The sequence below is a fragment of the Natrinema pallidum DSM 3751 genome, assembly GCF_000337615.1.
In the GTDB taxonomy this organism is placed as follows: domain Archaea; phylum Halobacteriota; class Halobacteria; order Halobacteriales; family Natrialbaceae; genus Natrinema; species Natrinema pallidum.
Window position 1 is genome coordinate 56,632 of sequence record NZ_AOII01000088.1, and the last position, 17,787, is coordinate 74,418.

At 65.1% G+C, this 17,787-nt stretch carries 18 protein-coding genes; 13 read left to right on the forward strand and 5 right to left on the reverse strand.

Annotated features, from left to right (window positions below; genetic code table 11):
- The first annotated feature begins 127 nt into the window (after positions 1-127).
- From C487_RS14400 to C487_RS14425, 6 genes are all read left to right on the forward strand, one after another.
- The gene (locus C487_RS14400; protein WP_006186542.1) at positions 128-2,341 is read left to right on the forward strand and encodes a bacterio-opsin activator domain-containing protein; all 2,214 of its coding nucleotides are present in this window, start codon (positions 128-130) and stop codon (positions 2,339-2,341) included.
- A gap of 267 nt (positions 2,342-2,608) precedes the next feature.
- Entirely contained in the window at positions 2,609-4,588 is a 1,980-nt protein-coding gene (gene acs / locus C487_RS14405) for an acetate--CoA ligase (protein WP_006186543.1), read from the forward strand.
- Positions 4,589-4,656: 68 nt separating this feature from the next.
- Positions 4,657-5,109, forward strand: a complete 453-nt coding sequence (locus C487_RS14410) for a DUF4212 domain-containing protein (protein WP_006186544.1) — start codon at positions 4,657-4,659, stop codon at positions 5,107-5,109.
- Positions 5,106-6,851 carry a sodium:solute symporter family transporter gene (locus C487_RS14415; protein ID WP_006186545.1) on the forward strand — a complete coding sequence of 582 codons (1,746 nt, stop codon included), beginning with the start codon at positions 5,106-5,108 and terminating at the stop codon, positions 6,849-6,851. Before C487_RS14410 ends, C487_RS14415 begins: the two co-directional genes overlap by 4 nt.
- Positions 6,852-6,853: 2 nt before the next feature.
- The gene (locus tag C487_RS14420) at positions 6,854-7,315 is read left to right on the forward strand and encodes a universal stress protein (RefSeq protein WP_006186546.1); all 462 of its coding nucleotides are present in this window, start codon (positions 6,854-6,856) and stop codon (positions 7,313-7,315) included.
- A gap of 85 nt (positions 7,316-7,400) precedes the next feature.
- Positions 7,401-7,619: a hypothetical protein gene (locus tag C487_RS14425; RefSeq protein WP_006186547.1), complete on the forward strand. Its 219-nt coding sequence runs from the start codon at positions 7,401-7,403 to the stop codon at positions 7,617-7,619.
- 54 nt (positions 7,620-7,673) lie between these two features.
- Here C487_RS14425 and C487_RS14430 read toward each other — a convergent pair whose 3' ends face one another.
- Together C487_RS14430 and C487_RS14435 are read right to left on the reverse strand one after the other, a co-directional pair.
- Entirely contained in the window at positions 7,674-7,901 is a 228-nt protein-coding gene (locus C487_RS14430) for a hypothetical protein (RefSeq protein ID WP_006186548.1), read from the reverse strand.
- 86 nt (positions 7,902-7,987) lie between these two features.
- A complete protein-coding gene (locus tag C487_RS14435; protein WP_049908181.1) occupies positions 7,988-8,470 on the reverse strand; it encodes a cupin domain-containing protein in 483 nt (160 codons plus the stop codon).
- A gap of 161 nt (positions 8,471-8,631) precedes the next feature.
- Here C487_RS14435 and C487_RS14440 point away from each other — a divergent pair, with 161 nt between their 5' ends.
- The gene (locus C487_RS14440) at positions 8,632-9,189 is read left to right on the forward strand and encodes a tRNA (cytidine(56)-2'-O)-methyltransferase (protein ID WP_006186550.1); all 558 of its coding nucleotides are present in this window, start codon (positions 8,632-8,634) and stop codon (positions 9,187-9,189) included.
- Between the two features lie 53 nt (positions 9,190-9,242).
- On the opposite strand, the gene C487_RS14445 is transcribed toward C487_RS14440, so the two are convergent.
- Positions 9,243-9,899 carry a hypothetical protein gene (locus C487_RS14445; protein ID WP_006186551.1) on the reverse strand — a complete coding sequence of 219 codons (657 nt, stop codon included), beginning with the start codon at positions 9,897-9,899 and terminating at the stop codon, positions 9,243-9,245.
- A gap of 131 nt (positions 9,900-10,030) precedes the next feature.
- Between C487_RS14445 and C487_RS14450 the strand changes: the two genes are divergently transcribed.
- Positions 10,031-11,608, forward strand: a complete 1,578-nt coding sequence (locus C487_RS14450) for a class I adenylate-forming enzyme family protein (protein ID WP_006186552.1) — start codon at positions 10,031-10,033, stop codon at positions 11,606-11,608.
- 21 nt (positions 11,609-11,629) lie between these two features.
- On the opposite strand, the gene C487_RS14455 is transcribed toward C487_RS14450, so the two are convergent.
- A complete protein-coding gene (locus tag C487_RS14455) occupies positions 11,630-12,640 on the reverse strand; it encodes an MBL fold metallo-hydrolase (protein WP_006186553.1) in 1,011 nt (336 codons plus the stop codon).
- 243 nt (positions 12,641-12,883) lie between these two features.
- On the opposite strand from C487_RS14455, the gene tfe reads away from it, so the two are divergent.
- Genes tfe through C487_RS14470 form a run of 3 tightly spaced genes read left to right on the forward strand, consistent with a single transcriptional unit; the run spans position 12,884 to position 14,866 of the window.
- Entirely contained in the window at positions 12,884-13,408 is a 525-nt protein-coding gene (tfe, locus tag C487_RS14460) for a transcription factor E (protein WP_006186554.1), read from the forward strand.
- On the forward strand, positions 13,408-14,094 hold the full coding sequence (locus C487_RS14465) for a DUF2110 family protein (protein WP_006186555.1): 687 nt from the start codon (positions 13,408-13,410) through the stop codon (positions 14,092-14,094). Before tfe ends, C487_RS14465 begins: the two co-directional genes overlap by 1 nt.
- 1 nt (position 14,095) lies before the next feature.
- Positions 14,096-14,866, forward strand: a complete 771-nt coding sequence (locus tag C487_RS14470) for a DUF5803 family protein (protein ID WP_006186556.1) — start codon at positions 14,096-14,098, stop codon at positions 14,864-14,866.
- A 305-nt stretch (positions 14,867-15,171) separates the two neighbouring features.
- Here the strand turns inward: C487_RS14470 and C487_RS21090 are convergent, their stop codons facing one another.
- Positions 15,172-15,309, reverse strand: coding sequence for a hypothetical protein (locus tag C487_RS21090; RefSeq protein ID WP_006182022.1), 138 nt, complete (start codon positions 15,307-15,309; stop codon positions 15,172-15,174).
- Between the two features lie 54 nt (positions 15,310-15,363).
- On the opposite strand from C487_RS21090, the gene C487_RS14475 reads away from it, so the two are divergent.
- Positions 15,364-16,599 carry an RNA-guided endonuclease TnpB family protein gene (locus tag C487_RS14475; protein ID WP_006186557.1) on the forward strand — a complete coding sequence of 412 codons (1,236 nt, stop codon included), beginning with the start codon at positions 15,364-15,366 and terminating at the stop codon, positions 16,597-16,599.
- Between the two features lie 294 nt (positions 16,600-16,893).
- Positions 16,894-17,682: a chemotaxis protein CheW gene (locus tag C487_RS14480; protein WP_006186558.1), complete on the forward strand. Its 789-nt coding sequence runs from the start codon at positions 16,894-16,896 to the stop codon at positions 17,680-17,682.
- The last annotated feature ends 105 nt before the right edge of the window (positions 17,683-17,787 follow it).

Here is a 17,787-nt window from a genome sequence, read left to right on the forward strand (position 1 = left end):
GCGGATATCACGAATGCGAAACCGGTCGCACACCGGCTGCCGCCGCTCCACCCGTCGCTCTCCCGCGACTGACCGCAATAGACGATACAATTATGTTCGCGTCGCCAGAATAGGCGAATCAGATTCGATGGGCTTCGAGGGGACTGTGGGGGCGGTACTCACCCGGCGGGAGTACGAGTCGCTGCTCGATGCGGCCGAGACCTACCGTGAAGCGCTGGTGATCCGACTCTGCGGTGACGTCGGGCTTCGACCGACCGAACTGACCCGGCTCTCGATCGGCGACATCGAGCAGGTACGGATCGACCCGCCGCGATACCTGATCCGCGTGCCGACTGCCGACGATCGGGGAACTCGAACCGCGTACCTCCCGACCCGCGTCGAACGGGAGCTCCGCCGATACGCCCGGAGCAACGATCTCTCGAGCGACGATCGGGTGTTTACCGTTACGCCCCGTCGGCTCCAGATGCTGGTCTCGGACGTCGCCGATCGGGCGAGCGAGCTGTTCGACGAGTCCGCACTCGCCGACGTTTCGACGAGCGATCTCCGCCGGTACTTCGCCCACACCGCGCTGGTCGACCACGACGTCAATCCTCGCGTGGTCAAAACCGCGGGCGGCTGGCGCAGTTTCGAAGCCCTCGAGTCCTATCTGCCCGAGCCGACCGACACCGAGATCGTCGACGCCTTCGACGCCGTCGAGGGGCCGTCCGGCCCTCGCTCCGGCGACCCCCAGTCCGGACCCGCCGTGAGCGACGACAGCGTCGTGCGGCTCCTGTTGGCCGCCAGCGATCGGTACGCGCTCGTCCGTCTCGACGCGGACGGCTACGTCGAGCGCTGGAACCGCAGCGCGGCCGCACTGTTCGGCTACCGGGCCGGCGAGATCGTCGGCACCCACGTCTCCGCGTTCTACACCGACGACGCCGTCGAATCGGGCGCTCCCGAACGCACGCTCTCGACGGCGCTCGACGAATCCGGTTGCGAAACCGAGGGGTGGCGCGTCCACGAGGACGGCTCGCGGTTTCGCGCGACCGAAGTCGTCTCGCCGCTCCGGGACGATCAGGGCCGCCACCGCGGCTTCGCCGTCTTCGTCCGCGACGGGACGGCCGCACACGAGGCACTCGAGGCCGCCCGCCAGCGCCGTGACGAACTCGACCGGCTGTACGCCGTCGCCCGGCGACATCGGGACCTGACCGCGGCGTTGCTCGAATCGACGGATCACGAGGGGGTGGAGACGCGGACGTGTGACGCGCTCGCCGACGGCCGAGCCTACGAGTTCGCCTGGATCGACCGGGCGACGATCGCGGACCGACGAGGACGACTCGCGTCCAGCGGGATCGATCCCGATGCGATCGAGCGCGTCGTCCCCGATGACTGGCAAGCGGCCGATCCGACCGCGCCACTCGAGCGCTCGGCGTCGGCAGCCGAGGCCGTTCCGGAGGAGGGGACGGTGCTGGTCGCGGACGATGTCACGGCGACGCTCGAGGCAGACAACCAGTTCGAGGGAGCCGTCGCGAGGGTCGCGCTCGAGTACGGTGATACCGTCTACGGAACGCTATCGGTCGCGACCGAGCGCACGGATGCGTTCGCGGACGACGAACGCACGTGGCTGGCGACGATCGGCCGGCAAGTCGGTTACGCGATCGGTGCCATCCGTCGCCGGAACCTGCTGCTGTCCGACCGCCTGCTCGAACTCGAAGTCGCCTGTCGAGACGAGCGCTCCTTTTTCGTCGATACCTCGCGTCGACTCGACTGCCGCTTCGAGCTCGACTCGCTGGTTCCGATCGACGAATCGACCCACCTCTACTACGTTCGACTCGAGGGGGCGTCGCCGGCCGATGTCTTCGATCTCGCCGACACCGCCGCCGGGATCGAGGACTGCCGGCTGATCGAGACCGACGAGGACGGCTGGCGCGTCGAGTTCGTCGTCGAGGGCTCCTGTCCGATCGTCACGCTGACCGAGTACGGTGTGACCGTCCACGAGGCGCTCTTCGAGGGCGGGTCGGCGGCGATCACCGGCGACTGCGCGGCCGACGCCGACCTCAGGACGATCCTCGACGGTCTCCGTTCGGCGTTCCCCGACTCCGAACTGGTCGGGAAACGCGAGACCGAGCGGACCGTCCAGACCGCTCGCGAGTTCCGCGAAGGGCTCGAGGATCGGTTAACCGACCGCCAGGAGGCTGCCCTCCGCGCGGCCTACTTCGGCGGCTACTACGACTGGCCTCGGGAGAGCACGGCCGAGGAAGTCGCCGACGCCATGGGCGTCTCCTCCCCGACGCTGCACAATCACTTGCGGAAAGGCCAACACGAACTGCTCCGAACGTTCCTCGACGATCCTGAGGAGTAGGCGGCCGATCACGTGGGGACTGGGACTAAGTCTCTAGACGGTCCGCCCGATCCGGGCATCTCGTTTGCCATACCAGTCAATTGAAACTCATATGCCGTCGTTCCGCAACGCGTCGCGCCCCGATACCGGGGGGCCGACCGGTCGACGAACCCCCTGTCACGGCCGTCGAGAGTCAATAGAGACGAAAGATCGCCGGGAGTCTCGAGTCGGTTTTGCACAGCTAGAGGCCGGCTTTACTATGTGGGTACCCGATTGAGTGGGTGTACCATGACACAGGAGGATGCCAACCTCGAGGCACGACTCGCGGAGCAGGCGGCCTTCGAGCCACCCGAGTCGTTCGTCGAGCAGGCAAACGTCACCGATCCGGGGATCTACGACGAGTTCGAGGAGAACTGGCCGGAGTGCTGGGAGCGTGCAGCCGCGTTGCTCTCGTGGGAGGAAGAGTACGATACCGTTCTCGAGGACGGCGACGCACCGTTCTACGAGTGGTTCACCGGCGGCGAACTCAACGCGTCGTACAACTGCCTCGACCGGCACGTCGAGGAGGGTCGCGGCGACAGCGTCGCGCTCGAGTGGGAGGGCGAACTCGGCGAGACGCGTACGTACACCTACGACGAACTCCTGGCCGAGGTCGAGGCTGTCGCCGCGACGCTGCGCGACCTCGGCGTCGAAGAGGACGACGTCGTCACGCTGTACATGCCGATGGTGCCGGAGTTGCCGATCGCCATGCTGGCGTGTGCCCGCATCGGCGCACCCCATAGCGTCGTCTTCGCCGGCTTCTCGGCCGACGCGCTGGCGACCCGAATGAACTCGGCCGACAGCGAGTATCTGGTCACCTGCGACGGCTACTATCGCCGCGGCGATGCCCTCGATCACATCTCGAAGGCCAACGAAGGGCTCGCGGGGGTCGACCACGAAGTCTCCGATGTCGTCGTCGTCGACCGACTGGGCGACGATCTCGAGCACGACCTCGCGGACAACCAGCACGACTACGACGAACTCGTGGCCGACCACGAGGGGTCGACGGTCGAGCCGGTCTCCCGGGACGCCGAGGACATGCTGTTCCTGATGTACACGTCGGGCACGACCGGCAAGCCCAAGGGAGTCAAACACACCACCGGCGGCTACCTCGCCTACAGTGCCTGGACGAGCCACGCCGTCCTCGACATCGAGGCCGACGACACCTACTGGTGCTCGGCTGACATCGGCTGGATCACCGGCCACTCCTACATCGTCTACGGCCCGCTCGCGCTCGGGACGACGAGCGTGATGTACGAGGGCACGCCCGACTACCCCGATAAGGACCGGCTCTGGGAGATCGTCGAAAAGAACGGGGTCGACATCTTCTACACCGCGCCGACAGCGATTCGCGCGTTCATGAAGTGGGGTGAGGAGTACACGCAGAATCACGACCTGTCCTCGCTGCGCTTGCTCGGCACCGTCGGGGAGCCGATCAATCCGCGGGCGTGGAAGTGGTACTACAAACACATCGGTAACGAGGAGTGCCCGATCGTCGACACCTGGTGGCAGACCGAGACCGGGGGCATGATGATCACGACGCTGCCGGGGATCAACACGATGAAACCCGGTTCGGCGGGACCACCCCTTCCGGGGATCGACGCCCGCGTCGTCGACGCACAGGGTGCGGAAGTCGACGCCGGACAGGCCGGCTACGTCACGGTCAACAACCCGTGGCCCGGCATGCTCCGCACGCTGTACGACAACGACGAGCGGTTCATCTCGGAGTACTGGCAGGAGTACTCCGACGAGGAGACCGACGAGTGGGTCTACTTCCCCGAGGACGGCGCAAAGATCGACGACGACGGCTACATCACCATCCTCGGTCGGGTCGACGACGTGATCAACGTCTCCGGCCACCGACTGGGGACGATGGAGATCGAATCGGCCGTCGTCGGCGTCGAGGGGATCGCCGAAGCCGCCGTCGTCGGCGGCGACCACGAGGTCAAAGGTGAGGCGGTCTACGTCTACGTCATCCCCGAAGACGGCTACGAGGACCGTGACGCCGAACTCGAGGAGGAGGCCATGGAGGCCGTCCTCGATTCCATCGGACCGATCGCCAAGCCCGAAGAGATCGTCTTCACGCACGAACTGCCCAAGACGCGGTCGGGCAAGATCATGCGCCGGCTGTTAGAGGACATCGCGAGCGGGAACGAACTCGGGAACACCTCGACGCTGCGCAATCCCGATGTAGTCGACGACATCGCAGCACAGGTCGACACGGACTGAGACCGCCGATCGGAACTGACGTTTTCCGATTCGAACCGACACGCTAACCGAGGGAGATTGACAGACCTATGGCAGACAACAACAATCACGATACGACGGACGATACCCGCGATGTCGCGACCGACGGCGGGATAAGCGACGTTGAGCGCGAACAACAGATCGACTACATGAACGTCGAGATCAACCTACTCAAGCCGGCGACCCCGTTCATGCGGGATCACTTGCGGATCATCTGGATCGGCTTCGGTATCTGGGTTCTGACGACGTTCGCACCGATCACGGCGACACGTCTCGCGCCCGATCTGATGACGCAGTCGATGCCGCTGATCGGGTTCCCGTTACACTACTTCTTGCTTGCCATCGTCGGGCCGGGAGCGGCGCTCGTCCTCTCGGTGTGGTACGCACGGAAGCGTGATCAGATCGACGAGAAGTACGGTATCGAACAGGGCGTTACCGAACCGGAGACGACCGACACCGTCCCGGACGACGCGGCCGCGACTGATGGAGGTGTCGACGAATGATCGACGCTGCCTCACTAACGGCGGCGCTCGCGATCGACGCGGCGGAATTGATGCCGCTGCAGGCGGGTTCCGAATTACTCCCGGAGAACCTGCACGTCTCGTTCAAACTCCTCCCGTCGATCATCGTCATCGGCATGATGCTGTTGTTCATCGTGGCCGGCTTCATGTTCAAGGTCGCCGACACGGACGACATGTGGGTGGCGGGTCGGTCGATCGGGAACCTCGAGAACGGAATGGCGATCGGGGCCAACTGGATGTCGGCCGCGACGTACCTCGGTGTGGCAGCGACCGTCGCCATTTCGGGCGTCTACGGCCTGGCGTACGTCATCGGCTGGACGACCGGTTACTTCATCCTGCTTATCTTCATGGCCGCCCAGATGCGCCGGTTCGGGAAGTACACCGCGCCGGACTTCGTCGGCGACCGCTTTAATTCCGATACCGCACGCGCACTCGCGGCGGTGACCACGTTCCTGATCGGGTTCGTCTACGCGCTCGGACAGGCTCGCGGGATGGGACTCGTCGGGTTGTACATCCTCGGTGACTGGTCGGCGCTCACCGGTGGCTTGTTGACCGCGTACCAAACGATGATGGTGATATTTATGGTCATCACCGTCGGCTACCTCTCGCTGTCGGGGATGCTCGGCGCGACGAAGAACATGGTCCTCCAGTACGTCATCCTCATCGTCGCGTTCCTGCTTGGACTGGTCGTCACGGGCTGGTCCGCGGGGTACACGACCGTGTTGCCCCAACTCGAGTACGGGATGATGATCGACAGCCTCGGGACGCAGTTCTCGGCCCCGTTCGCGGGCGGGAGCTACTACCTGTGGGTCGCGACGTGTTTCAGTCTGGTCTTCGGGACGTGTGGGCTCCCCCACGTGTTGGTCAGGTTCTACACCGTCAAAAACGAACGTGTGGCCCGCTGGTCGTGTACCTGGGGGCTGTTCTTCATCTCGCTGCTGTACCTGAGTGCGCCCGCCTTCGCCGCGATCGGAACCGCGCTGTACGGCGACGAGATCGGTGCCGTGTACGGGGATCCGGGCATGACCAGCGCCGCCGGCGACGTGCTCGTCGTGTTGGCCGCACAGCTCGCTGACTTACCGTCGTGGTTCGTCGGATTCGTCGCGGCCGGCGGTATCGCCGCGGCCGTCGCGACGACGGCTGGGCTGTTCATCGCCGCCTCATCCGCGATCTCCCACGACATCTACGCGAACATCATCAACGAAGACGCGACGCAGCGCCAGCAGGTTCTCGTCGGCCGCCTGAGCATCATCCTGATCGGCGCGCTCACGATCGTCTTCGCGCTGAACCCCCAGCAGCCGATCGCAGCCCTAGTCGGGTTCGCCTTCTCGCTTGCGGCCATCGTGCTGTTCCCGATGTTCTTCCTCGGGCTCTGGTGGGAGAACACGAACCGCCCGGGTGCGCTCAGCGGCATGGTGACCGGCCTGGTCGTCTGGTTCGTTCCCATGATCAACGAAGGGAACTTCGGTCTCGTCAACGGTGGCGCAGGGCTCGGTATCGAGGTCATCTCGACATGGATGCCGGCCATCGGCTCGGCGCTCGTCGGGACGCCGATCGTGTTCGCGGTGACGATCGCCGTCTCGCTCGTGACCACCGAGCCGCCGCTGCGGACCAAACAGATGGTCCGACAGTGTCACAGTCCCGATCCGATGCCAAGTGATAAGACTGCGGCGGACATCGTCGCCGAGAAGAACCGAGACGGAAGCGCACCTGCGGACGACTAACCATGTACGAACGCATACTCGTGCCGACGGACGGGAGCAACGTCGCGGAAGCAGCGGTCGAGCAGGCGATCGATATCGCCACGAAGTACGACGCGGAGATTCACGCGCTGTTCGTTGCCGACACCGACGCGATCGCGTACGGACTGGGGGCCGAACAGGTCGACCGAATCCGACAGGGCCAGTTCGAGGGCATGACGGAGCTACGCGAGGACGCCGAGGAGGCGACCGGCTACGTCACGAACGCGGCCGAGGCAGCCGGCCTGACCGCGACCGAGCGTCACGCCGGGGGCCAGCCCCACCGGATGATCGCCGACTACGCCGCGGACAACGATATCGACCTCATCGTGATCGGCAGTCACGGCCGCTCCGGCGTCCGCCGAGCGTTACTCGGGAGCGTCACCGAGCGCGTGCTCCGCTCGACGCACGTTCCCGTCCTGGTCGTCGACTACACGGCCGAGGACTGACGCGGCCACACACGACCGCGACACCATCGACACGATTCGTCACCATGAGCCAATCAGTATCACGGCGTTCGGGAGGGCAGCCGCGATGAGCGTCATCGATCGAGTGCGCGAACACATCGCGGACAACGGGACCGGAATGATCTACGACCTGCTGTTCGCCGTCGTCTGGGTCGCGCTCGTACGATTCCTCTTCGATTTCGTCTTCGTCGACGCTCCGAGATGGGCTTTCTACATGTTCATGCTCGCGGGCATCGTCGCCTACTTCGGCTTCTTCTTCTCGCTCGAGCAGGTCACCCGGCAGTGACGGCGGGACCGGACGTGAACACGGGTCGACGGAGCCGGCGTCGTTTCTCCCGTCTCAGTCGTCGTCTCGAGCCGCAACTGCCCGCTGGCGGATACGGAAACACAGGAGGGCTCCGCCGGCGAAAATGAGCGGCGTCGAGAGATCCGACGCGGAGCCGGACAGGGCTGGTCGAACGGTCATGCCGGCCATGACGGCGAACAGAAGCGCCAACAGGCCGGCGATCGGAACGACGAACCCGTCGGTGAACGTCGCCCATCGGTCGTCGTCCCCCTCGTTGGTCATACCGGCGGTTAGTCGGATGCTATCAAATAGCTATGGGTGTCCCAGTGGCGGTTGCGGGGCAGGTGCTCGGTCGGAGCGGCGTAGCACTATTCCGTCCCGTCCCAGTAGTCCGTCTCATCGTCGATGCGATAGTAGCCCTCGAGCGGCCGTTCGTCGCGGCCCCCCGGCGGCGAGCCGACGAAGACGCCGAATTTGTCCGATTCCGGGTAGACCGTCACGTCCGGCTCGTTCATCGTCGATATCGCCAGATACCGGAGCGGTGCCGCGCCGTCGTTGACGACTCTGTGGCCGCCGCGTTCGTCCGCCGGGAGGGTCACGTAGTCGCCGGCCGTCAGCGGCTCGAGGCCGTCCGCCGTTTTCAGTCGGCCGTCGCCCGCCAGCACGTAGAGCGCTTCCTCGTTTGCCGTGTGGTAGTGGGAGGGCCAGGAGCGAGCGCCGGGCGGGAGTTCATAGAGGCTACAGCCGAGGGCCGAAGCGTCGACGGCGTTCGAGAGTTCCGTCCGGCGGAACGCGGTTTCCTCGCGGTCGTACTCATCCCACTCGATGGCGGCCTCGTTGCGTTTCTCCATCCCACGGCTGTCCGTCACCTCGCGTAGTGAACGTTCCGTGACGAGTCCGGTCTCGAGCGACACGTGGGCCGTCCGCGCTGGGGGTCGCACGGAGCGGGCTCGACCGATCGTCGGCAGCGGAAAACGAAACCCCCTAACCTCGCCCGAGAGTGAATACGGGCATGCACGACGACACCGAGGTCGCCGTCCTTCGACTCGGCCACCGCCCCGGCCGGGACGACCGGATGACGACCCACGTCGGACTGACCGCGCGGGCGCTGGGGGCCGACCGCGTGCTCTTTCCCGACAACGCCGGCCAATCGCTCGAGACCGTCGCGGATATCACCGACCGTTTCGGCGGTCCCTTCGAGGCTGAACTCATCGAGGGGCCACAGGGAATCATCCGCAACTGGGAGGGGAGCGTCGTCCACCTCACGATGTACGGCGAGCGCGTCCAGGACGTCGAGGACGACATCCGGGCGGCTCACGTCGACGCGGGCGAGCCGCTCTTGCTCGTCGTCGGCTCCGAGAAGGTCCCGTTCGACGTCTACGAGGAAGCCGACTGGAACGTCGGCGTCACGAATCAGCCCCACTCCGAAGTGGCCGGACTGGCAGTCTTCCTCGACCGCCTGTTCGAGGGGCGGGAACTCGAGCAAGAGTGGGAAGACGCCGACCGGCGCGTGATCCCCACGGAAACGGGCAAGCGCGTGGAATCGGCGGATTCGGACGCCGAAGAGTGAGCCAGCCGAGCGCCGACCGCCCGCGAGAGCCGTGACACCGCCTGGCCGCCGCCTCAGCCGCTCGAGTTGAGCAACCCAACCGGTCGGACGAGCCGCCCCCATACCAGTCCCAGCGCTGTCCGGACGGCCGCGAGGATGCCGGTCTCGTCCTCGTTCAGGACGTAGCCGTTGCCGACCCGTTTGATCGGGCTCGAGCCATCGTGGGTCTCGAGGACCCGGTCGAAATCGGGCTCCATGAGTCCGGTCCGATCACAGAGTTCCGCCTTCGTGAGCGGCCGGTCGGCCTCGCGCAGTGCCGCGAGCAGCCAGCGACTGTGCAGTGTGACGAGGTGGTACTCGTCGTTCGTCAGGTCGGGCTCGTCGGTCTCTGCTGTGTCGTCGTCCATCCGCCGCGCGGCCAGGCCGTCGAGGCAGATCCAGCAGCCAGCCGCCAGTAGCGCAGGACCGACCCAGCGGCTTCCCGCCCGTAACTGGACGATACCCGCCGCCACGGCGACCATCCCGAAGGCGAGCCAGCACAGCGCCGGATCGACATCGAATTCGTCGAGCGCGGCCTCGAAAACCGCTCTACCGACCACGATCCCGAGGATCGATCCGATCACGCTCGGCGCTACGCCGAGATCGACGGCCGCTCCGGTGTCGACGGCAGCGACGGCGACATCGACCGAGTCGATGCAGTCACGCAGTCGAGTTACGGACTCGAGAGCCATCTGTCAGAGATATAATAGTCCCGCCCCTAAGTGTATCGCTCGTCACGGACCGGCTCGGCACCCCGGCTTGCTTCCGACCAGTGGGTGTTAGAGAGCTAATGTTTTAAACGTGGCCGGCGGTACCACAATGCATGGACCTGACGGCGATCGACGACGCTGCGCGAACGGGCAACGTCGCGAACCTGTTCGATCGGACGGCAGCCCACCACGGGGACGCACAGGCGATGGAACATCACGGCCGGCGCTGGACCCACGCGGACGTCCGCGACTGGACCGCCGAACTCGCCGGCGGGTTCCACGGGATCGGCCTCGAGCCCGGCGATCGTGCCCTGCTCTTCTTGCCGAACTGTCCGCAGTACCTGATCGCCTCGATCGGCGCGTTCAAAGCCGGCGTCGAAATCTCGCCGGTCAATCCCCAGTACAAGCGCCGCGAAGTGGCTTATCAGTTGGCGGATACGGACGCGAGCGCGGTCATCACCCACCCCGCACTCCGGGATGTCGTGGCCCAGGCGACCGCGGACGCCGACATGGAGCCCGCGGTGATCACCATCCGGAGCGAGGACTGGGAGCGGGATCCGGACGATCACGCGTTCGAGGAGCTGCGTGGCGAGCCGACGCTGGTCGAGCGGGCCGACGACGACGTGGCGCTGTTACCGTACACCTCGGGGACGACCGGCGATCCGAAGGGGGTCAAGCTCACCCACGAAAATACCCGCGCACAGCTGATGTGGCCGCTGACCGCCTCGAACGTCGATGTCGAGCCAGCGGACGTCCGCAGCCTGACCTGGCTCCCCCTCTACCACATCACCGGCTTCACCCACACCGCCCTCCAGCCGCTGGTCGGCGGCGGGCGGCTCTATTTCCGGAGCGCACTCGAGTGGGACGCCCGGGAGTGTCTGCAACTCATCGAGGACGAGGGGATCACTCACTTCGTCGGCGTCACGACGATGTACGCGGATATGGTCGAACTCGACGACTTCGGCGAGTACGATCTCACCAGCCTCGAGTCGGCCTCCGAGGGCGGTGCGAAGCTTTCGACGGCAGTTCAGGAGCGATTCGAGGAGACCGCGGGCGTCGATATCGCCGAGGGATACGGTCTCACCGAGACCCACGGCGCGACCCACACGCAGTCGGGGTCGACCTTTGGGCTGAAACACGGGACGATCGGCCAACCGCTCCGGATGACCGACTGCAAGATCGTCGACGACTCGGGTGCGGACGTCGGCTCCGGCGAGGAGGGCGAACTCCTCGTCCGCGGCCCGCAGGTCATGGCGGGCTATCTCGAACTGCCCGAGGCGACCGCGGCCGCCTTCACCGAGAATGGATTCCTTCGCACGGGCGATATCGCCCGTCGCGACAGGAACAACTACTACGAGATCGTCGACCGGAAGAAACACATGATCAACACCGCCGGCTACAACGTCTATCCCAGCGAACTCGAGGAGCTCATCCTGGAACACGAGGCCGTCGCGGACGTCGCCGTCGTCGGGATTCCGGACGAGCGGCGCAACGAGGTGCCGAAGGCGTTCGTGGTTACGTCCGAGGGCGTTACTCCCGGCAGCGACGTCACCGCCGAGGAGATCACGGAGTTCTGTCTGGCGGCGGTGGCCAGCTACAAACATCCCCGCGAGGTCGAGTTCGTCGCGGAACTGCCCCGGACGACGAGCGGCAAGATTCAGAAGTACAAACTTGAGGAGCGAGCGGAGTAGGACACCGGTTGTCTCGAGGTTCTACGCCGTTCTGTAGTGCCGGACGCCGTTCGCCGTCTCGAACGTGACCGCCCCCCGCCGCTTGAGAGTCCCCAGCGCCCCGAGCGTATCGAGTACCGGCGCATGATAGCGGACGGTCCCGACGCGTTCCTCGGCGATCGCACATGGCGTCGCCGGCTCGATCGCCTCGAGCGCCGTCCGCGTCTCCGCGAGCAACGTGTCCAACCGGTCCCGCGTCGTCTCGACGACTCGCTGGGGGTCCTCGAAGACGGGGCCGTGGCCGGGGAAGACGTGTGTCGCGGACGTTCCCTGTAGTCGGTCCATGGCCTCGTAGTAGGCGTCGACGGCCTCGTAGGCACCGCGGTCGAAGCCGACGTGGAAGGCCCCAGCGCGAAACGGCTCGATGAGCGCGTCGCCGGCGAAAAGCACGTCAGTCCCCGAGACGGTCGTCTCGAAGCACAGGTGATCGATTTCGTGGCCCGGCGTTTCGAAGACCCGGAACTCGCGACCGCCGACGATGAACGGTTCGGTCGGATCGATCGGCCGGGCGCGCTCGCCGTCGACCAGTCGGCGGTCCCGGCGACGCGAGTCGAGTTCCTCCTCGAGTACCGTCTCGAGGTCGTCGTCGTACCCTGCCGATCGTGCCGTCTCCCGGAGGCCGTCGCGGACGCTGTCCAGATCGGTCTCGAGCCGGGCGAGCCCCGCTTTCGGTGCGTGAACCGTCGCGCCGGCCGCCCGGAGCGTGGGGAGTTGGCCGATGTGGTCGCTGTGGATGTGGGTCACGAGAACGTGGTCGATGTCGGCCGGGACGGCGTCGACTGCGGCGAGTCCCTCGCGCAGCTCCGTCTCGCCGACGCGGTCCGAGCCGCCGGTCTCGTCGGGCGCGCCCGCGTCGATCAGGATCGGTTCGGGTCCCTCGAGCAGGTAGGCGGCGACGTGTTTGGGCGGCCAGGGAACGTCGAACTCGAGGCGATGGATCCGCGAGCAGGCGGTCTCCAGACGAGCGCCACCGCAGGAAGCATCGGGAGTCATTGTCTCGAAAAGGCCGAGCCAGCATCATAAGCATCGCGCTCGAACGCGCCGGCGGTCGTGTCGGTCAGCCCCTTCCCGCCCTGTCGAGAGAGGTTTTCGGACTGCTTTTGCCGCCTTCCGCCGACGGATATGGCTCTCGGCAGCGGTGGCTGCCGTCGGTTCTACGCAGGCGACCGATACGCGTGTCACGGGGGCGGGTCCACTTGGCAAGCTTTAATGGCTCCATGCCGTTACATTCGGGTAATGGCTTTTGAGGACCTGCTCGAGGACCCGGTGATCCAGAAATATTTGCACGAGCTGGTCGGTCCCAAGGGGATGCCCGTCGCGGCGGCCCCCCCTGACGGCGAGGTGACCGACGAGGAGCTCGCGGAGGAACTCGACCTCGAGTTGAACGACGTGCGGCGCGCGCTGTTCATTCTCTATGAGAACGATCTCGCCACGTATCGGCGACTGCGCGACGAGGACTCGGGGTGGCTGACCTATCTCTGGACCTTCGAGTACGACAACATCCCTGAGAACTTGGAAGAGGAGATGTATCGGCTCCACGAGGCCCTCGACGAGCGCCGGGAATACGAGCGTAACCACGAGTTCTACCTCTGTGAGATCTGCTCTATCCGGTTCGAGTTCGGCGAGGCGATGGACTTCAACTTCGAGTGTCCCGAATGTGGCTCGCCGCTGGAATCGATGGATAACAACCGCCTGGTCGACGCGATGGACGACCGCCTCGACGCCCTCGAGGACGAACTCAACATCGACGCGGACGCCTAATGGTCGTACTTGCAACGAAACTCTACGTCGAAGGCGAGGCCCGCGAGCGATCGCTGGATTCGCTGCGCTCGCTGGTGACCAACGAGATCGGCGAACTCGACGCGGAGTTCGAGATCGGAATTCGTCACGACGACTTCCCGTCGGTAACGATCGAAGGCGACGACGCCACCGTCGCGCGTAACGTCCTCCGCGAGGAGTTCGGCGAGATCGTCCCCGATCTGCAGGCCGGCGACACTTACGTCGGCACCCTCGAGTCCTGGGACGAAGACGGGTTCGTTCTCGACGCCGGACAGGGTGACGGCGTCCGGATCCCGACCGACGAACTCGGGCTCGGCCCGGGGTCGGCGACGCAGATCCGCGAGCGCTACGGACTGGTCCAGCACCTGCCCCTGGAGTTCGTCTACGGCGGTGACGACGGCGAGGAGCCGTCGCGACTCGCCGAGGCAGAGCAGGATCGCCTCTACGAGTGGACCCGCGGCGACGGTCGGCTCAACGTCAACAGCGCGACGCGGGCGGAAGTCCGCGCCACGCTCAACCGTGCGGGGCACGCACAGGACTACGTCACCGTCGAGCGACTCGGGCTGCTCGAGCAGAGCGTCATCTGTACCGAAAACACCGATCCGCCCGGACTGCTCGCGAGCGTGGGCGAGTATCTCCCGGCCGAACTCCGCTGTGTCGTTCCCTAGTATGAATCGACGGCTCGTTCTCGCGGCACTCGCGATCGCGCTGCTCGCGACACTAGCGGGCTGTTCGGCGCTTTCCGGCGGCATTTCGGACGAACAGCTCGATCGGGACGGGAACTACAGCGAGTTGCGTGACAGCGAGGCGGACGTCGCGATCGATCTCGAGGACGGCAATCTGATCAGCGACGGCGAATTCCGGGCGGTCTACGATCTCAACGGGTCCGAAGAACTGTCGCTGTACCGGTCTACGCTCTTCCGCGAGGAACCCTTGGAGATCAACAGCGTCCGCTACTGGTATCCCAACGGGACCGAGCTCACGGGCTCGGAACTCGATGTCGAACAGGGTCGGTCGGAGACGACCGTCCAGGTACCCGACGAGAACGGGACGCTCGCGTTCTCCGGCGACGCCGGCCGGAAGACGTTCCAGTTGCCGGCCTACGTCGAGGGGTCGTACGAAGTGACGGTTCCGGAGGGGCATCGGACGTCGAACTTCCTGTTCGGTGATGTCTCGCCCAACGAGTACGAACGGGAGGTCGTCGACGGCCGCGAGCGCCTTTCCTGGGACGACCTCGACAGCACGATCTCGCTCCGGTACTACCTCGCGCGGGACGTACCCCTGTTCCTCGGCCTCATCGGCGTCGTCGTCCTGCTCGGCGGCGTTGGCATCGGCTACTACTACCGCCAAGTCAAGCGACTCCAAAAGGAGCGCGAGGAGTTCGGTCTCGATATCGACACCGACGATGACTCGGACGGCGGCCCACCCGGACTCCTGTGAAGCCCGCGGGGACGAGCGGATCGAGACGCTGCGGGTCTCAGTGTGACGGACCGCATCGATTTCCGCCCGCCCCCGAGAGACCACTCTCGTTTTGCCCGTCGAACCCGGGCGATCGCTCGTCGGTTCCGGTCCTCGGCCCGGCACCCGGACGTTACCCGTGAATCGCCTGCTCGTCGAGCCAGATGACTTCGCGTTCGTCGATCTCGAGCCGTCCCCTGACGTGGCGCGTCCGTATCGGTCTTTCTACAAGCAGGGAATCCCGCCCTTTAGGGCGGGAGGGAATGCGACACGGTGCTGACCAACGGCTACTCGGTGGCCGGGCCGGAATCCAACTCCCGCTGTGCGTGGAGTAGCATACCCTTCCACGTCAGCCCGTGGCGCTTCTTCGTCTCTTTCAGCGACTCGTACTGTTCTTCGTCTACCTCGAAGTTGATGTGTGGCATAAGTCATTCTCGCACTCCGGCACACTTAACTTTGTCTACGCTCTATCTACGGGTGTGTCCGAGACGGTGGCGAAGACGCTACAGGCCACGCTCGTCACACCCACCACGGGCAAAGAGCAACGCCTACAGCGACTCTTAGACACTTACCGCGAAGCGCTCCACGACGCCTTCGACAACAAGGCTGACACAATGTCAGCCGTCAACGACATTGTGACGCCCTACGACCTGCCGTACCAAGCAAAAGACGCGCTCAAATCCTACGTCCCGAAACTCCGTTCGACGTACAACGCCGAGGAGTTGGACGACGAGCATCCGCTTCGACTCGTCAATCGGGCCGCGAAGTTCGACTACTCCGACGAGCGCGAACACGGCTTCGTGTGGCAGGCCCCGCAACCCGGACGCGGGACGAACTTCTGGATTCCACTCCGTATCAACCCGGAGCAAGAATCCCTATGGTTCGACCTGCTCTCCGAAGATGCGACGGTGGGCGAGTTGCGGCTACAGCGACACCGCATGTCGTGGGAGTTGCACGTCACCGCCGAGTACCCGGTCGAAGAACCGACCGATTCGGACGACCCGACGTACATCGGTTTCGACGTAGGCGAGAGCGCGTTGATTACGGGCTGTGCCCTCAAACGCGACGTGCCACGGAAGCCGATGCTCGTCAGCGGCAGTCGAGCGCGACACCTTCGCAAAGAAATGTTCACCACGCTCCGGCGGCTACAGTCGAGAGACGCTGCCGAGTGGCGCGTGGACGAACGATTCGATCACTACCAAAACTCCCTGACGGATGTTGTCGAGAAGGCGTCTCGGCAGGCCGTCGAATACGCCCAACAGTTCGAGAATCCCGTTATCGTCCTCGAAGACTTGTCGTACATCCGAGAGCGGTTGGACTGCGGGAAGTTCATGAACCGGCGGCTTCACGCGTGGGCGTTCGCCCGGCTACAGGGTCGAATCGAGGACAAAGCGACCGAGGCAGGCATTCGCGTCGAGTACATCAACGCGGCGTACACTTCACAAACCTGCTACGCCTGCAACCGGCTCGGTCGGCGGAAAGAGCAAGCGGAGTTCGTGTGTCCGCACGACGACTGCCACGTTTCCGAGTTCCAAGCAGATATTAACGCGGCGGCGAACATCGCCGGTCGCGCTAACCCGTGGGGAGAGAGCGTTCCTTGGGAACCGGAACGCGATGACTCACCTCGGGATAGGAGCGCCTGTGACAGCGCCACAGTCCACCGGGAGACGAGCGAGAAATCCTCGCAGATGACGCTCTCGGCGTACTCGGACTGAAACCTGCCAAGCTGGATTCCCACCGTGTGGGAAGCCCCGCCGTTCACGGCGGGGAGGATGTCACTTCGCCTAACGGATGGGTGGACGGGAAATAAGCGTTCTGATAGGCAATATGTTCGCGCGGGATACACTTGAGAGCCCCGAGTGAGCGATCGCGCCGACCGGCGACGTCGTTCCCGTCGAGCGACGAAACGCGTGCGATCGGGTTCGGTCCGCGACCGAAGCTATCAACGAACGGAACAATCACGGTGGAGTCAACGTTTTATTGGTGGAACCTGATACACGAACAGGACCATGGCCCCGGACCTCTCGGAAAAACTTCTCGGACTCGATATCGACGACGCCGATCGGAGCGGCGATGCAGCCACCGGCGACGGCGAGGAGGAACTCCATCTCCAGTTTCTCTTCGTCGGCCTCGGCGAACACCGGCTCGCGCTGCCGGTCGGCGCGGTCAGGACCATCACCGAACCGCCGACGGAACTCACTCGAGTCCCGCGGTCACCCCCGGCTATCGAGGGACTGATGGACCTCCGCGGGGAGGTCACCGCGGTTATCGACCCCTCCGTTCACTTTCCCGTCACCGAATCCCGGTCGGGGCGTGAGCGACTCCTCGTGCTCGACCGGGCGAGCGACCAGCAATCGGTTGCGATCCGGGTCGACGAGGTTATCGGCGTCGAGTCGGTCCCCGAAAACAACATCTTCGACGAGGATACCGTCGAGAACAGCGATCTCTCCGGCGATGTCCTCGAGCATCCCCTGATCGCCGCGCTCGTTACACAGGAACGGGAACTACACACCGATGCCGACGATGGCGCAACGGACGACGCCACCGACACGACGGCCGGACCCGCACTCGGCGGCCCTGCGGGGACGGGCGGATCGACGGCGCTGTCGTCGGCACGCGGGATGAGCGGTGGCATCGAGGAGTCGATGGGGGAGGCCTTCGAGGTCGAACCGACCGACGACGCGGCCGCCGAACCGGCCCAAGAGGAAGACGACGATTCGACGCGGGAAGTCGTCGTCGAGGCGACTGCACTGATCGATGTCAACAAACTGTTACTAGCGACCGGGCAGTCGCAATAATTGCCGCATCCTGCGGATCGGGATCCCCCACGGTGACTGGGCTCTCCGGGGCGTATTCAACGCTTATCACGTCTGATAATCGAGAGACAGCATTTATGGTAGTTG

What these genes read in the sequence shown, in the direction of transcription:
- C487_RS14400 (WP_006186542.1), top strand. Translation starts at nt 128, where the DNA reads ATGGGCTTCGAGGGGACTGTGGGGGCGGTACTCACCCGGCGGGAGTAC.
- acs (WP_006186543.1), top strand. Translation starts at nt 2,609, where the DNA reads ATGACACAGGAGGATGCCAACCTCGAGGCACGACTCGCGGAGCAGGCG.
- C487_RS14410 (WP_006186544.1), top strand. Translation starts at nt 4,657, where the DNA reads ATGGCAGACAACAACAATCACGATACGACGGACGATACCCGCGATGTC.
- C487_RS14415 (WP_006186545.1), top strand. Translation starts at nt 5,106, where the DNA reads ATGATCGACGCTGCCTCACTAACGGCGGCGCTCGCGATCGACGCGGCG.
- C487_RS14420 (WP_006186546.1), top strand. Translation starts at nt 6,854, where the DNA reads ATGTACGAACGCATACTCGTGCCGACGGACGGGAGCAACGTCGCGGAA.
- C487_RS14425 (WP_006186547.1), top strand. Translation starts at nt 7,401, where the DNA reads ATGAGCGTCATCGATCGAGTGCGCGAACACATCGCGGACAACGGGACC.
- C487_RS14430 (WP_006186548.1), bottom strand. Translation starts at nt 7,901, where the DNA reads ATGACCAACGAGGGGGACGACGACCGATGGGCGACGTTCACCGACGGG.
- C487_RS14435 (WP_049908181.1), bottom strand. Translation starts at nt 8,470, where the DNA reads ATGGAGAAACGCAACGAGGCCGCCATCGAGTGGGATGAGTACGACCGC.
- C487_RS14440 (WP_006186550.1), top strand. Translation starts at nt 8,632, where the DNA reads ATGCACGACGACACCGAGGTCGCCGTCCTTCGACTCGGCCACCGCCCC.
- C487_RS14445 (WP_006186551.1), bottom strand. Translation starts at nt 9,899, where the DNA reads ATGGCTCTCGAGTCCGTAACTCGACTGCGTGACTGCATCGACTCGGTC.
- C487_RS14450 (WP_006186552.1), top strand. Translation starts at nt 10,031, where the DNA reads ATGGACCTGACGGCGATCGACGACGCTGCGCGAACGGGCAACGTCGCG.
- C487_RS14455 (WP_006186553.1), bottom strand. Translation starts at nt 12,640, where the DNA reads ATGACTCCCGATGCTTCCTGCGGTGGCGCTCGTCTGGAGACCGCCTGC.
- tfe (WP_006186554.1), top strand. Translation starts at nt 12,884, where the DNA reads ATGGCTTTTGAGGACCTGCTCGAGGACCCGGTGATCCAGAAATATTTG.
- C487_RS14465 (WP_006186555.1), top strand. Translation starts at nt 13,408, where the DNA reads ATGGTCGTACTTGCAACGAAACTCTACGTCGAAGGCGAGGCCCGCGAG.
- C487_RS14470 (WP_006186556.1), top strand. Translation starts at nt 14,096, where the DNA reads ATGAATCGACGGCTCGTTCTCGCGGCACTCGCGATCGCGCTGCTCGCG.
- C487_RS21090 (WP_006182022.1), bottom strand. Translation starts at nt 15,309, where the DNA reads ATGCCACACATCAACTTCGAGGTAGACGAAGAACAGTACGAGTCGCTG.
- C487_RS14480 (WP_006186558.1), top strand. Translation starts at nt 16,894, where the DNA reads ATGGCCCCGGACCTCTCGGAAAAACTTCTCGGACTCGATATCGACGAC.